The sequence below is a fragment of the Pseudomonas sp. BNK-30 genome, assembly GCF_047456185.1.
In the GTDB taxonomy this organism is placed as follows: Bacteria; Pseudomonadota; Gammaproteobacteria; order Pseudomonadales; family Pseudomonadaceae; genus Aquipseudomonas; species Aquipseudomonas putida_E.
The window spans coordinates 2,013,623-2,027,952 of the sequence record NZ_CP179904.1 but is presented as its reverse complement, the minus strand read 5'-3'; the positions used below and the strand labels follow the sequence as shown (position 1 = coordinate 2,027,952).

The 14,330-nt window shown below is 63.4% G+C and carries 12 protein-coding genes; 4 read left to right on the top strand and 8 right to left on the bottom strand.

What is annotated here, in order from left to right:
* The first annotated feature begins 17 nt into the window (after nt 1-17).
* Nucleotides 18-2,546 carry a fused MFS/spermidine synthase gene (locus ACMGGN_RS09520; protein WP_414156699.1) on the top strand — a complete coding sequence of 843 codons (2,529 nt, stop codon included), beginning with the start codon at nt 18-20 and terminating at the stop codon, nt 2,544-2,546.
* A gap of 25 nt (nt 2,547-2,571) precedes the next feature.
* Here ACMGGN_RS09520 and ACMGGN_RS09515 read toward each other — a convergent pair whose 3' ends face one another.
* The 4 genes from ACMGGN_RS09515 to ACMGGN_RS09500 are packed head-to-tail and all read right to left on the bottom strand — an operon-like array spanning nt 2,572 to nt 6,017.
* Nucleotides 2,572-3,126, bottom strand: a complete 555-nt coding sequence (locus ACMGGN_RS09515; protein ID WP_196998176.1) for a membrane integrity-associated transporter subunit PqiC — start codon at nt 3,124-3,126, stop codon at nt 2,572-2,574.
* 17 nt (nt 3,127-3,143) lie between these two features.
* Nucleotides 3,144-4,799 carry an intermembrane transport protein PqiB gene (locus tag ACMGGN_RS09510; RefSeq protein ID WP_414156698.1) on the bottom strand — a complete coding sequence of 552 codons (1,656 nt, stop codon included), beginning with the start codon at nt 4,797-4,799 and terminating at the stop codon, nt 3,144-3,146.
* A complete protein-coding gene (locus ACMGGN_RS09505; RefSeq protein ID WP_115274925.1) occupies nt 4,780-5,424 on the bottom strand; it encodes a paraquat-inducible protein A in 645 nt (214 codons plus the stop codon). Before ACMGGN_RS09505 ends, ACMGGN_RS09510 begins: the two co-directional genes overlap by 20 nt.
* Nucleotides 5,421-6,017 carry a paraquat-inducible protein A gene (locus ACMGGN_RS09500; protein ID WP_115274924.1) on the bottom strand — a complete coding sequence of 199 codons (597 nt, stop codon included), beginning with the start codon at nt 6,015-6,017 and terminating at the stop codon, nt 5,421-5,423. The genes ACMGGN_RS09505 and ACMGGN_RS09500 overlap by 4 nt, the downstream gene beginning before the upstream one ends.
* Before the next feature lie 230 nt (nt 6,018-6,247).
* Here ACMGGN_RS09500 and ACMGGN_RS09495 point away from each other — a divergent pair, with 230 nt between their 5' ends.
* Both ACMGGN_RS09495 and aspT read left to right on the top strand, forming a co-directional pair.
* Nucleotides 6,248-6,925 carry a DUF3313 domain-containing protein gene (locus tag ACMGGN_RS09495; protein WP_119689004.1) on the top strand — a complete coding sequence of 226 codons (678 nt, stop codon included), beginning with the start codon at nt 6,248-6,250 and terminating at the stop codon, nt 6,923-6,925.
* A 90-nt stretch (nt 6,926-7,015) separates the two neighbouring features.
* A complete protein-coding gene (gene aspT / locus ACMGGN_RS09490) occupies nt 7,016-8,704 on the top strand; it encodes an aspartate-alanine antiporter (protein ID WP_174141345.1) in 1,689 nt (562 codons plus the stop codon).
* Here aspT and ACMGGN_RS09485 read toward each other — a convergent pair.
* Nucleotides 8,697-10,349, bottom strand: a complete 1,653-nt coding sequence (locus ACMGGN_RS09485) for a mechanosensitive ion channel family protein (RefSeq protein WP_115274921.1) — start codon at nt 10,347-10,349, stop codon at nt 8,697-8,699. The genes aspT and ACMGGN_RS09485 overlap by 8 nt on opposite strands.
* A 207-nt stretch (nt 10,350-10,556) precedes the next feature.
* Here ACMGGN_RS09485 and ACMGGN_RS09480 point away from each other — a divergent pair, with 207 nt between their 5' ends.
* Nucleotides 10,557-11,174, top strand: coding sequence for a dTMP kinase (locus ACMGGN_RS09480; RefSeq protein ID WP_404601704.1), 618 nt, complete (start codon nt 10,557-10,559; stop codon nt 11,172-11,174).
* A 13-nt stretch (nt 11,175-11,187) separates the two neighbouring features.
* Here the strand turns inward: ACMGGN_RS09480 and ACMGGN_RS09475 are convergent, their stop codons facing one another.
* From ACMGGN_RS09475 to ACMGGN_RS09465, 3 genes are read right to left on the bottom strand one after another with little or no spacing between them, the layout of a single operon-like run.
* A complete protein-coding gene (locus tag ACMGGN_RS09475; RefSeq protein ID WP_237858390.1) occupies nt 11,188-12,132 on the bottom strand; it encodes a PDR/VanB family oxidoreductase in 945 nt (314 codons plus the stop codon).
* Entirely contained in the window at nt 12,129-13,559 is a 1,431-nt protein-coding gene (locus tag ACMGGN_RS09470; RefSeq protein ID WP_414156697.1) for an amidohydrolase family protein, read from the bottom strand. Before ACMGGN_RS09470 ends, ACMGGN_RS09475 begins: the two co-directional genes overlap by 4 nt.
* Nucleotides 13,560-13,575: 16 nt before the next feature.
* Complete coding sequence (locus tag ACMGGN_RS09465) at nt 13,576-14,304, bottom strand: ABC transporter permease (protein ID WP_172655317.1); 729 nt, start codon at nt 14,302-14,304, stop codon at nt 13,576-13,578.
* Between the last annotated feature and the right edge of the window lie 26 nt (nt 14,305-14,330).

The following is a 14,330-nucleotide window of genomic DNA, read 5'->3' as shown; positions in this document are numbered from 1 at the left end:
TCCGCTAAGGCTTATCGATGCCAGCAGCTGTGAACTCCGCTCGCGCTCATGCCCCTGAAACCACGGTAAAACAGACGCCGCTACAGCTGATGCTGCCAGCGGCGCTGTTGTTCGTCTCTGGCGGCGCGGCGCTTATCTACCAGGTACTGTGGGTCAAGCAGCTGTCACTGGTGGTGGGGGTTGAGGTGTATGCCATCACCGCTGGTATCAGTGCATTTTTCGCCGGTCTGGCGCTGGGCGGCCTGGTGTTCGGGCGCTGGGCCGACCGGCTGCGTCGCCCGGTCAAACTCTATGCTGGCCTTGAATTGGCGGTGGCAGTGCTGGGGGTAGGGGCAACCCTGGCCCTGGCGCACAGCGCCGCGACGTTTGCCCGCCTGGAGGCAAGCGCAGGCCTGCTGGCCTGGTTGTTGCCCTTCACCTTGGTAGGGCTGCCGGCCTTCTTGATGGGCGGCACCTTGCCGGTGCTGGTGCGTGCGCTGACGCCCACCGAGGGGCAGATGGGCGAGGCGGGCGGTTGGCTGTACGCCGCCAATACCGCCGGGGCAATCTGCGGCACCTTGTTAGCAGCGTTCGTCCTGCTGCCGCTGCTGGGGGTTACCGGGGCCGCGTGCGTGGCCGCCGTGCTGAACCTGTTGGCCGCACTGGGCGCCTGGCTTGGGCGGGCGAAGGATGAGCGTGACCTGGCCCCTGGCGCAGCGGCATTGCAACCGCGCACGCCCAAGGCCAGGCTGGCCATCGCCCTGTATTGCGTGGCAGGCGGCGTGGCGCTGGGGTACGAGGTGGTGTGGACACAATCGATCGTGCAGTTCATGAGTACCCGCGCTTTTGCATTTTCCGTGGTGCTGGCCACCTACCTGACCGGGCTGGTACTGGGAAGCGCCGTGTACGCCCGGCGAGCGGACCGTATTCGCGACCCTTGGGGGTTGTTCGGGCTGCTGATCGCCGCCGCAGGCCTGCTGGCGTTGCTGCAGATCGCCGGGCTCGGGCGTTGGCTGATCGTGCTGCAGACCACCCTGGAAGCACAGGTCGTGCAACTGACTGGCAATCAACTGGCAGGCATGTGCGCGCGCTTCGCCGCGGCGGCTCTGTGTGTGGTGTTCGTGCCTACCACGCTGCTTGGTGCGGCATTCCCCCTGGCCTTGCGCCTGGCCGTGGACAGTGGCCAAGTGGGCCGAGACGTGGGGGCGGTCGTGGCGCTTAACACGCTGGGCGGTATCGCCGGGGTCATGCTCACCGGCTTTGTACTGGTGCCTGAAGTTGGGCTGGTACGCACGCTGTTCGTGCTCGCCGTCGTGGCCGCAGCCGTCGGTATGGTGGCGGTGTGGCGTGGCCAGGCCGTGGGCAAGGGAATGCGGGTAGCGGTGCTGGTGGTCGGTGCAGCAACCGTGCTCACTGGCGTGCTGACCCCGCCCCAGCGTTTGGCGCACCTGTTGCCCGGAGCCCGCAGTGGCGAGTTGGTGTTCTACGAAGAGGGCCGGGGAGGCACGGTGGCGGTGGTCAACCAGCAGCGCCAGGGCCAGGCCTTCAACCGTTTGTACATCCAGGGGGTATCCAATACCGGTGATGCCATGCCTTCACTGCGCTACATGCGCCTGCAGGCATTGCTGCCGCTGCTGATACACCGCGGCGAACCCCGCTCGGCGCTGGTGATCGGTTTTGGCACTGGCATCACTGCCGGGGCAATGCTGCGCTACCCGGGCCTGGAGCACCCGGTGGTGGCCGAACTGTTGCCGCAGGTGCTGGCAGCGGCGCCGTTGTTTTCCGGCAATTACGATGCGGTCAACGACCCGCGCCTGGATATCCGCCTGCGCGATGGGCGCCGCGAACTGCTGCGCAGCGCGCAGCGCTACGACCTGATCACCCTGGAGCCGCCACCGCCGTCCGCAGCCGGGGTGGTGAACCTGTACTCGCGTGACTTCTATCAGTTGGCGGCCTCGCGCCTGGAGCAGTACGGCCTGGTCGCCCAATGGTTGCCGTTGCCTACCCAGAACGATGAGGATAGCCGCTCGCTGGTGCGCAGCTTCCTTGATGTGTTCCCCCATGCGTCGTTGTGGACCACCGAGTTTCACGAAATGCTGCTGATCGGCTCGGCATCGCCGATGGCACTGGATGTGCCGCGCATCCGCCAGCGTTTCGAACAGCCTGAAGTTGCCGCTGCACTGGCGCAGGTTGGCGTGGGGTCGGTCGATGCGTTGCTGGCCACCTGGGTGACCAACCGAGAGGGCCTGGAACGCTACGCGGGTGATGCCCAGCCGGTTACCGATGACCGGCCGCGCATCGAATATGCACCGTGGGTCCGTCCGCGGGAGATCACGCGGGTGCTCCCGGCGTTGCTTGCACTGCGCGTACCGCCGCCTTTGGAAAATGCCGGCCGCGCCCAGCAGGGGGCGGTGGAAGATGAGTGGCAGCTGCTTCGGCGGTTCTACGGCTTGTCATTGCTGGCCTATAACGGTAACCGCCAGGCCTGGATGCGTGAGGCGCGGGCATTGGCGCCGATGACCGCGCAGAACCCCTACATGCGCTGGTTCACCGGCGGTGAGCGTTAACGCACCGCCTTTGACTCAATGGCTATCAGCGTGAGGCGGGGCAGCCAGCGTTTGGCGACATGGCCGCCTGGCTGATCATGGCCACCAAGCGCTTCACGTTGGCTTGCTGGGCGATCACCACCTCATCGATGCTGCCACCAGATGCGGTTTGCAGGGTGCTGCGACAGGTCAGCTGGATATTGGCCTCCCGGGCCCGCAGGCGCCACCGGGCGTCCAGCAGCGCATACTGCCCAGGCACCGAATCGAAGCGCTGTACATCCACGCGCAAGGACAGCTTATGTGCGGCGCGCACAGTGCTCAGCTGGTCGACCAGGGCGCTGCGCAACTCATCCACCAGGGTGGCGCCCCACCATTGGGTTTCCAGAATGGCCAGGCTGCTGTCGCCTTGACGGATGACCAGTTGGGGCCGGTCAACCTGCGGCGGTACGCTGACACCTTCGATGAGGATCTCGTCTGGGGCCGTGTGAGAGGAGGGTGCCGGCTGTGCCGGCGTGAGGGTGTGGAACTGGATAGGGTCACTGCGGCAGGCGCCCAGCGCCATCAGCGCGACCAGCAGGGTAATCCTTGGCAACGGGGTCATGCTCAACACTCCTGTGGTCATTTGCGTGGCGGCCCTTGCAGGTCCATTGGCGCGGCGTTGTCCGGGCGGCCACGGATCAGCGACTCGGGGTTGCGGCCCAGGTAGTCGGCGAGTTCGCGCAGCGAGCGCGACATACGGCCGAGCTCGTCGAGGGTTTGCGTCAGTTGCTCCCGTTGCGGCGAATCTTCGGCCAGGGTCGAGTTGGCCGATTTGAGGGTAGTGCTGACTTCGGCCAAGGTGCTCTGTACCCCCGGCAATGTCTTGCCATTGAACTGTGTAAGGCTCTTGCGCAGCTCGACCAGGTTGGCGTCCAGGTTGCTGGCGATACGTTCCAATGGCAGCCGGTTGACCTTGTCGACCATGGTCTGCAACTGCTCCTGCAGCAGCTCCAGGCTGCCTGGAACGGTAGGGATCATCACAGGTCGGGCAGTCGGGTCGAAGGCCACTTTCTCCGCTTTGGGGAAGAAGTCCAGGGCGATGTACAGCTGGCCCGTGAGCAGGTTGCCACTGCGTGCCTGGGCGCGCAGGCCGTTGTCGATGAACGTCCCCATCAGTTTGGCGGAGGACGCTTCGTCATCAGGATCGTGCTGCAGGGCCTTGAGCATCTTCTCGTGCGCACGGCCCAGGCGCTGGGGGTAGATCACGATGCCGACATTGACCGGGAAACTGCGCTGTTTCTCATCGAAGTCCAGGTTCACTGAGACTACGCGGCCAATCTCCACGCCCAAAAATTCTACCGGTGCATCCACTTTCAGGCCGCGCATCGCCTGGTCGAAACGCAGTGCCAGGTACTGCGCCTTGCCAGCAGGCGGTGCCAGCGCACTGCTCTGGTCGGCGAACAGCTCGAAGCGCTGGTCTTCGCTGGCGACGGTGTCGTTGGGGTTGAAGTCCGGTGCACGGAAGGCGATGCCGCCGACCAGAATGGAAGACAGCGATTCGGTCTTGAGCGCGAAGCCATTGGCGCCGACCTCTACGTCAATGCCACTTGCGTTCCAGAAGCGGGTGTTGGCAGTCACGAAGGCATCGTTGGGTGCGTGGATGAAGACCTCTACATCAACCCCTCTGCCATCCTTGTCCAGGGCGTAGGCGACCACCTGGCCGACCGGGATCTTGCGGAAATACACAGGGGAGCCGATGTCCAGCGAGCCCAGGTCCTGGGTGTGCAGGGTGAAATGCTTGCCGGGCTCGCCGTAGGTGATGGCGGGTGGGTTTTCAAGCCCGGTGAAATGTTTGACGCGCGTGTTCGACTGGCCAATGTCGGCACCGATGTAATCGCCCGAGAGCAGGGTGTCTATGCCCGACACACCACCGGCACCGATGCGCGGCCGGACCACCCAGAACTTCGAGTCCTCACGGGTAAAGCCTTCAGCCTGCTTGTCGAGTTTGACGGTGGCGTTGACGTTCTTCTGGTCGTTACTGAGCGCCACCTCGGTAACATGGCCGATCACGACGTTGCGATAGCGCACTTCGGTTTTGTTGGCTGCAAGCCCGGCACCGGTCTTGAAGGTGAGGGTGATGGTCGGGCCTTCCTGCATAAGGTTGTGCACCACCAGCGAGAGGCCGACAAGTACCGCCACGATCGGCACGATCCACACCAGTGAGAAGCTGAACCGACGGGTTTTAACAGGTGCCTTGCCCGGCACTGCTGGGCTGTCATTGCTGGATGGATTCATCCATGAGCTCCTTGTCAGGTGGCGTATCCCAGATCAGGCGGGGGTCGAAACTCATCGCAGAAAGCATGGTGAACACCACCACCAGGCCAAAGAACAGAATGCCGGGGCGCGGCTCGATGTCACCAAGCGCCTGGAACTTCACCAGCGCCGCAACCAGTGCAACCACCAGCACATCGAGCATCGACCAATAGCCGATCAGTTCAACGAACCGGTAGAGCTTGGAGCGCTGCTGTTGCGCCCAGGTGCTGCCACGCTGGACCGTGATCAACAACATCGTCAATGCCATGAACTTCACGCCTGGCACGGCGATACTGGCGATGAAAATGATCAGCGCGATATCCCAGGCGCCGTGCTCCCAGAACTCGATCACGCCGCTCATGATGGTGCTGTCGGCACCGCTGCCGAGCATCGTGGTGTTCATCACCGGCAGCACGTTGGCCGGTATGTAGAAGGCCAGCGCAGCAAACAGGTAGGCCCAGGTACGGCCCAGGGAGTTGGTCTTGCGCCGATGCAACGGGGCTTCGCAGCGTGGGCACTGATGCGGTTCGTCGCGCATGTCGCAGGCCAGCCCGCAGCTGTGACACAGGCACAGGTTGAGCTCGGTAGCGGTTGGCGGCCGGTTCATGGCATGTCCCACAGGTCGCGAATGTCACGCCCGGCAATGCGGATCATCAGCAGGCTCAGTGCGGCCAGTGCAAGCAGGCCGATACCCGGCAGCACATCGAGCATGCCGGCGAGCTTGAACACGGCCACCATCGCGCCGAGCAGGCAAACTTCCAGCATGCTCCAGGGGCGCAGCGTTTCCAGCCAGCGCATGCACAGCTTGAAGGCCGGTGAACGGCGGGCGGTGAGGGCGTAACCCAGGACCCAGATAAGCAAAAGCACTTGGAAAGCCGGGGCGATGATGATCGAGATGGCCGCGACCATTGCCATGAACGTGATCGGCCCCTGGCTCAGTGCCAATACCGAATCCCACAACGTGGCGCTGTTCTTCAGCCCTTTCAGGCTGATGCTCATCACTGGGTAGAAGTTGGCGAACAGCCACAGCACTGCGGCCGTGAGCGTGAGCGCCAGGCGTTGCTCCACCGTCAGGCCGTTGTGCCGCTGCAGCACACCGCCACAGCGCGAACACAAGGTCTTCTGATGCTTGGCGAGCAAGGCTTTCTCATACACACAATCGCAGTGCTCGCAGATGATCAATTGCTCTGGTGGGGGCATCAAGACGCTCTGGTCAACTTGAAATCAGGCCTTTGTGAATATAGAAGCGCTCCTGTATTAGGCAAATGTTCAGCTAACAATCTGTAAATCTGTCGGCCAGTTCATTGCGCCGGGTCTATAACTACCCTTGCCTGATTGCACTGCATCAGTGGTAGGAAGTGGCCAGTGCCACGTTACATTTTCATGTCTGTCACGGCTTGCGTACGTGCGGCCATACAGGAGTTTCGGGAATGAGATTAGCGTTTTTGGCAAGTACGCTGTGTGTCGCTTCGCTTACGCTTGTGGGGTGCACCAGCAAGTTGACCCAGCCGGATGAATATTCAGGTTTTCTAAAGGACTACAGTCGCTTGAAAGAAGCCGAATCACCTTCAGGCGCGCCGGTGATGCGCTGGGTCGATCCCCAGCTTGATATCAACAAGTACACCGCCTTCTATGTCGAGCCCAGCCAGCTGTATCCCAAACCGCAACCAACCGAGAAAATCCCCCAGAGCACGCTGCAAGGCATCACCAGCTACTACGACACGGCGCTCAAACGTGAACTGGGCAAGTCATTGCCGCTGGCCACCTCCCCGGGTGCCGGCACCATTATCGTGCGCCCGGCCATTACCGGGGTAAGCAGCAAGACCAAGGGTTTGCGGCCTTACGAAGTGATTCCGATCGCCCTTGTGGCGGCGGGGGTCAGCGCCGCTACCGGTATTCGCGACCAGGACACGACCATTGCCACGGAGGTGGCTTTCATTGACGCCCAGACCAACAAGGTCATCGCCCAAGGGGTGCGCAAGGGGGCTGGGCAGCAACTGGACAACAGCAGCCAGGTCATGCAGGCCTCGGATGCCAAGAAAGTGCTGGACAGCTGGGCATCCGACGTCCATCAGTACTATCTGCAGATGAAAGCCAAGGCCAAATAGCCCGCTGTTTGCAGTGTACCCAGGCCTGTACTTGGACGCCGTCAATGGGTGTTGGAGTGCAGGCCTTTGCGCTTCCAGGGAGGTGCGGCAATGATCGAATTCATACTTCACGCCTTGCGTGCAAACCCGGAAATTGCCGTGTTCCTGGCCATTGCACTGGGTGTGCTGATAGGCCGGATACGCCTTGGCAGCTTCCACCTGGGCTCGGTGGCCGGCGCTTTGCTCATGGGCCTGGCCATTGGGCAGATCGGACTGGACGTTCCGCATGAGCTCAAATCGGTATTCTTTGCGTTGTTCATCTACGCGGTGGGTTTCAAGAGCGGCCCGGAATTCTTCGGCAGCCTCAACCGCGGCACCTTGAAGCTGGTGCTGCTGTCTGTGGTGTTGTGCGGCACGGCGTTGGCCACCATCCTTGCTGCGCACAGTCTTTATGGTTTCGATGCCGGCTTTACTGCCGGGCTTGGCGCTGGCGCGCTGACCGACACGGCGATCATGGGCACGGCCAGCAGCGCCATTGCCCAGCTCGCGCTCGACGAAGCCGCCAAGGCACAACTGAACAGCCACATGGCGGTGGCGTATGCCATCACCTATGTATTCGGCACGATTGGGTTGGTGGTATTCGTGGGCAGCATCGCACCGCGCCTGCTTCGCGTAGACCTTGCCGCCTCTGCCCGTGAGCTTGAGCGCTCGCTGGGTATCGAACAGGAGGACGCTGCTTTGGGCGTGCCCTACACGCGGATCGTGGTGCGGGCCCACAAACTGGCGGTGGCTGAGGCGGAGGGCATGAGCATTGCCGATATCGAGGCCTTGCACCGCAACCTCAGTGTCGAGCGGGTGGTGCGCGACGGTCGGGTGCTTGAGCGCGAAGCACACGTGCGCCTGCAGCGTGGCGATGTGCTGGGCGTTTATGCATTACGTGAAGCCGTGCCAGCGCTCAGTCAGTGGATAGGCCCGGAGGTGGATGACCCGCTATCGATGTCCTTCGCTACCCGTACGGCGCAGATTGTGCTCACTTCGCGCACCTTTGCCGGCAAAACCCTCCGCCAGATCAAGCAAGAACTGGTCGGCGCCACGCGAATGGGCTGTTACATCGTCGACATCACGCGCCAGGGCCTGGAGCTGCCGCTGTTGCCCGAGACGGTGCTGCGCCGTGGCGATGTGATTACCCTGACCGGGCGCACGAGCAGTGTCGAGGCCCTGGCGGGGCAGGTAGGCCGGGTGCGCCAGAACCTTTACAAGAGCGATATCGCCATTCATGCGCTTGGTCTGGTCGTGGGGTCATTGCTCGGCATGCTGTCCACGCACATCGGTATCATCCCTGTCGAACTCGGTGTGGGTGGCGGGGTATTGCTGGTTGGCCTGCTGATCGGCTGGTACAACTCGCGCCACCCTGACTTCGGTGCGTTACCGCCGGCGGCGCAATGGGCATTTTCGGAGTTCGGCCTTACCGCGTTTGGCGCTGTGGTAGGGTTGCTGGCCGGCCCGGCCGCACTGGCCGCGATCGAAACGCAAGGCCTTGCGTTGCTGGTTTCGGGCGCGGCAGTAACCTTGATCCCGCCCCTGGTGACCTTGTACTTCGGTTATTACGTGCTTCGTTTGCACCCGCTGATCCTGTTTGGGGCCTTGGCCGGGGCGCAAACCGAAGCGGCGTCGATGAACAAGATCCTTGAGCAGTCTGGCAGCAACACACCCGTCATCGGGTTTACTGTGTGCTATGCCATTTCCAATGTGTTGCTCGCGGTCTGCGGGCCGGTAATCATTGCGCTGACGGTCAGCTGACCGGGCCTTGCCCAGGGATTTGGGGATTGGCCGGGGCGGTATGCCACTGCTCTTTGGGTACCCATTTGGCCTGTTCCGGGTCGCCCAGGTAATGCGGCGACATGATCTGCACGCCATATTCGTTGAACACGTCCTGGATGTTGGCGTGCAACAGGCTCAGCAACAGGGCGCGTGGCCGGGGTTCAGAGGGAATGGCCTGCGCGACCAGGCGGTACTCGGGGTAAAAATCCGACAGGGCCGTCTGGAACACCTGTGGTTTGGGCTCCTGTAGTACGCCTTCGGTGCGCCGTGCGGCTTCCAGCAGCATGGCTTCTACTTGGCGCCAAGGCGTGTCGTAGCCGATGGTGACAACCGTGTCCACGACATAACCTTGCCCTTGCACGATACGCGAGTAGTTCTTGGTCACCGCCCCAGTAATCATGGAATTGGGCAGCGTCAGGACCTCACCAAGCCCGGTTCTGATCGTTGTGGTGAACATCCCCACTTCGGTCACTGTCCCTTCGTATTCGCCCACCCGGACGAACTCGCCGACCCGAAGCGTACGGGTGTAGGTAAGGATCAAACCGGCTGCACCCTGGCCGATGACGCTGGTTGCACCCAGTGAAATCATCAAACCGATCAACACAGACAGCCCTTTGAAGGCATCGGTGCCCGAGCCGGGCAAATACGGGTAGGCCATCACCAGCGCGAACAGCCAGATCGCCAGCGAGGTCAGGCGCATGGTGGGTTGTAGAGTTTCGGCTGTGAGCCACGACAAGGTACCCGGGCGGGCCATGCGCCGTAGTACGCGCTTGGAGAAGGCGCTGATGCCGCGGGCGATGAAGAAGATCGAGACGGCCACGGCAAGGCCCGGCATGGCGCGCAGAATGCCGCTGACCAGATAATTGAACAGCTCCATCAAATGGACATTGAGGCTTTCGCCCCAGGAACGGGTGTACGGGAACTGCGACAGCACGAAACCCAGCCACTGGTAGCAGAGCAACAGCACGACCAACCAGTACAACAGCCACAGTGAGCGGTCGATCAGGTAGTAGAGATTCTGCATGTCGAACAGCTGGGTATGGCCGACCTTGAGGCGTTCGGAGTGCTTGCCCATCAGCTTGGGCAACAGCCCCAGAAGCTTGCGGCGGCTGAGCCCTGCGGCCTTGAGCAACAGGAAAAACACCAGGGTGGCGGCCGCCGAGTAGCCAAGGGCCGTCAACAGAAACCTGAGGCTGCGTGCCTGGCGCGTTTCCTCGACCACCAGGCGCAGGTTCTCGGCAGCACGTTCGGCAGCCTCCCTTGGCGTGATGTCGTCGGCAGCGGCATCGAGCGGAGTAACGATGAATGCCCGACGGCCGCCCAGCAGCACCAGGTAGCTGTTCAGGATAGGGTCGGTCCTGACCTTGAGATCGTCGTTCTCCTGCAGGGTTTCTTCGATCAGGCTCTTTGCGCGCTGGGCGCGTGCCTTGGGAGTTTCACCCAGCAAGGTAGACCGAAAGACGAACACAGTGCGGTTGATGACCGTGAGTGCGGCTGGTTCGGCGATGACGCCCTCGACGCCTGTGGCGGGCTGAGCGCTGTCCGCATGGAGGAGGGGAGAGACTATCATGTGCAACCCCAGAATCAGCCAAGCCGACCATCCTGAACAACGCTTGATCCCCATGCTCCACTCCCGGCGCCCGCGTGCGAATTGCTTCCAGCATAGTCGGATTCGCGCAACCTTCAGTGGTGTTGCAAAGGGGCGGTTTTATTGACTGATGCGGACGTCACCACGCTATAGAATGTTCATCACTGTCTTACGTGAAGGAATCAAGATGCCGTTGCACGATATGCCCCCTGCAAGCGCTGCTTGTCACGCGTTGTGCGAAGCATGAGCCGCTCGCTGTTCATTTCCATGGACGGCCCCAAGGGCACCGGCAAAACCACACTGTTGGAGGCCGTCACCCAAGCACTACGGGCTGACGGCCTGAAAGTCATCCGTATCTGTGAGCGCAAGAGCGATCCCTTCAGGGCGCAAACCATGGCCCTGGTCAACCAGTTCGTCAGAAGCCCCAGCCCGGACCTTGAGCTGGCGGTTTGTGAGCGCTTTGCCCAGAGCCGTGCCTGGATATCCCAGCACGTGCTGCCCAGACAACCGCCGGGCAGCATCATCCTGATCGACCGCTGGTACCCGTCGGAAGCCGCGTTTCGCCGGCTGATCCCGTTCCCTGAGATCCTGCGCCTGAACATCGCCAGTAATGTGCGTGTACCCGACCTGAGTGTGGGGGTAGTCACCGCCCCGGATATTTCATGGGCGAGGGCGACGGCACGCACGCGCGGGTTGAGCAGCACGGTGATGCACAGGTTCGAAGAGCATGTGGCCTGTACCCGGGCCTTCGAGCAAGCCGTTGCAGAGAACGGCTGGCTGATGTGCCGCAATGAAGGGACGATCGAAGACGCTACGCTGCAGGTGGTTTCAGCGATTCAACGCGTGCTTCGATGCCCTTAGAGCGGGCCTGCTTTCAGGCGTCCAGCACCAGGCGCGCACTGCGCGACGCCGAGACGCACGGCGTGATCCATTCCCCGCTGCTGCGTTGAGCTTCAGTCAGACACTCGTCACGGTGCTCTGGCTCGCCCTCGATAACCCGGCACATGCACGCACCGCAAATGCCCATGCCGCACGAGATGGGCAGGTCCACCCCGACCCGCGCAGCGGCCTGCAGCAGGCTTTCGCCCGCTTGTACCTGGACTTCCCGCCCGCTGCGCTGCAACACCAGTGTGCAGCTGGAGTCGGCCTGGGCTGCGGGTTCGGCAGGCTTGAAGTGCTCGCGGTACAGGGCCGACGCTGGCCAGCCGTGGGTAAGAGCGGCCTGCTCCACACTGTCCATGAACCCTGCGGGCCCGCAGCAATACAAGCTGGCGTGGGGCTCCCAAACGGGCAATAGCTCGCTCAAGGCTTGCTTGATCTGCGCAGCGCGCAAGCCGCTGAAGACTTCGATGGGCAGGTCCTGGCGCTGGACCAGCGGCAGCTGTCGCGCGTCCTTGGTGAAATACAGCAGGCGCACCGCCCGCCCTTGCGCCAGGCATTGGCGGTACATCGGCAGCAGGGGCGTGATGCCGATCCCGGCAGCCAGCAATGTCACTGGGCCCGCCCCCGGTTGCAGGGCAAACAGGTTGCGCGGGGTGCCGACCTCGATCCGTGCGCCCAGACGCAGGTGCTCGTGCAACCACTGTGAACCGCCGCGCGAGGCAGGCTCACGCTTGATGCCCAGGTACAGATGGCCCTCTTCGGGCAGGCTGACCACGGAGTATTGGCGGACCAGGCCGTTGCCCAGGCGCAGGTCGACATGGGCGCCGGCCGCCCAGCTCAGCGGCAGCGGTGCGCCGCCCGGAGTGCCGAGTTCGACACCCAGCACGTCGTCAGCTTCCAGGCGCAAGGCGCGTACCTGCAACGAGGTCCAGCTCATGCGCGCACCCCCGCAGCCCGCTGCAGGCGCAGCACGGCCTCACGGGCTTGGCTACCCAGTTCGGCGAGGTCCAGGCCAGGGATCGTGTCGTTGTCCACGCTCAGGCGCCCACCTACCAACAAGGCGCGCAAGGTCGGCCGGCCACCGCCCACCACTGGCGCAACTCCCAGGTCGTGCAAGCCGAAGTAGCGGGGCTGGTCCAGGCGGTACACTGCCAGGTCCGCTGCCATGCCAACCTCCAGCGTGCCAAGCGCGTTCAGCCCCAGCACCTGCGCGCCACCGGCGGTTCCCCAACGCACCACGTCTTCCACGCTGGCGGCATGGGCGCCGCCTTCCAGTTCGCCGCCTGCATAGTCGGGCAAAGCCCGCTCGCCGGCCTTGGCCCGTTGCATCAGCCAGGCGGCGTGGGTTTCGCTGATCATGTCGCAGGCTTCGTTGGAGGCTGCGCCGTCCACACCGATCGAAATCGGCATGCCTGCCGCTTCCATGGCAAGGATATCGGCAATGCCGCTGCCCAAGCGCCCGTTGCTCTGCGGGCAGTGGGCAATGCCGGTACCGGTGGCGCCCAGTAGCCGGATTTCCTCGGGGCTGAGCTTGACCAGATGGGCGAACCACACGTCTGCGCCGAGCCACTCGTGCTCCGCGCAGAACGCCACGGGTGACAGGTTGTAGCGGCGCTGGATTTCGTTCTGGTACTCCACCGTTTCGCTCAGGTGGCTGTGCAGGCGGATGCCCAGCTTGCGTGCGGCGCGGGCGGTTTCGCGCAGGTGCTCTGGCGGCATCGAGTAAGGCGGGCTGGTGGGCGCCATCACCACCCGGCGCCAGGCGTCGGGGGCGGGGTCGTGGTAACTGCGCACCAGCCGCCCGACGTCATCAAGGTATTGTTCGAGGGTTTCTGGGCCGGCACTGGCGGCGCCTTCGGCCTGGCGCACCTGGGTTGCGCCGCCCCGGCACAGCACGAAGCGCAGGCCCAGCCGTTCTGCCTCCTCGAACAGAATCTGCGCACTGTCGAAGGCCATGCCTGGCAGGTACAGGTAATGGTGGTCGGCGACCGTGCTGCAGCCGGAGCGGGCAAGCTCTACCAGGCCGATACGCGCGGCCAGGCGGAAACTGCGCTCATCGAACAGGCCACGGTAGCGATAGGGTACCGCGCCCAACCACGCCCCAAGGCTTTGATCGATGCCCGCCGGGACCCCCTTGAGCAGCGACTGGAACAGGTGGTGGTGAGTATTCACCCAACCTGGGTAGACCACGCAGTCGGTGGCATCGAGCACCTGCTCACCCGCCAGCGGTTGCAGGGCACCGAGGGCAGCGATGCGCCCGTGGCTGATACGGATGTCCGGCCCGGCGTGGCGGGCGGCTGCCCCGCGCAGGCCGGTGAGGATGGCACTGGCATTGCGGATCAGCCAGCTGTCGGAATGCTTCATAGGGGGCTCCAAGGGCTTAACCCAGTTCACTTTCGTGCCAGTGGCGCAGGCTCAAGCGAGCCAGCAGGGCCATCAGGCTGAACAATGCGACGCCGGTCAGGGCGATCAGCACCAGGGCGGCGAACAGCCGCGGAATGTTGAGCTGAAAGCCCGCTTGCAGGATCTGGTACGCCAGCCCGGCGCCGGTGCCCCCGGTGCCGGCCACGAACTCGGCCACCACGGCGCCGATCAAGGCCAGGCCACTGGCGATCCGCAGGCCGGCGAAGAAGCACGGCAAGGCACTGGGAATACGCAGGCGCAGCAGTACCTGCCAGCGGCTTGCGCGATTGAGGCGGAACAGGTTGAGCAGCCCCGGGTTGACGCTGCGCAGGCCCAGCACGGTGTTGGCGATGATCGGAAATACCGCGACCAGGGTGGCGCAGATCACCAGCGCCAGGGTGGTGTCGCTGCACCAGATGATGATCAGCGGTGCGATCGCCACCACGGGCGTCACCTGCAGCAGTATCGCGTAGGGGAACAGGCTGGCTTCCACCAGCCGGCTCTGCACGAACACGAATGCGGCCAGTGTGCCGATGACGACTGCGAGGGCGAACGAGAGGAAGGTGATCTTCAGGGTCATCCACAGTGCACCGAGCAACATGGGGCCGTCGCTGATCAGCGTGCGGCCAATGTCGGCGGGTGACGGCACCAGGTAGACCGGTACTTGCCAGGCGATGCAGGCCAGCTGCCAGAGGCCCAGCAGCACCGCGCCGACCAGCAGCGGCGAAGCGA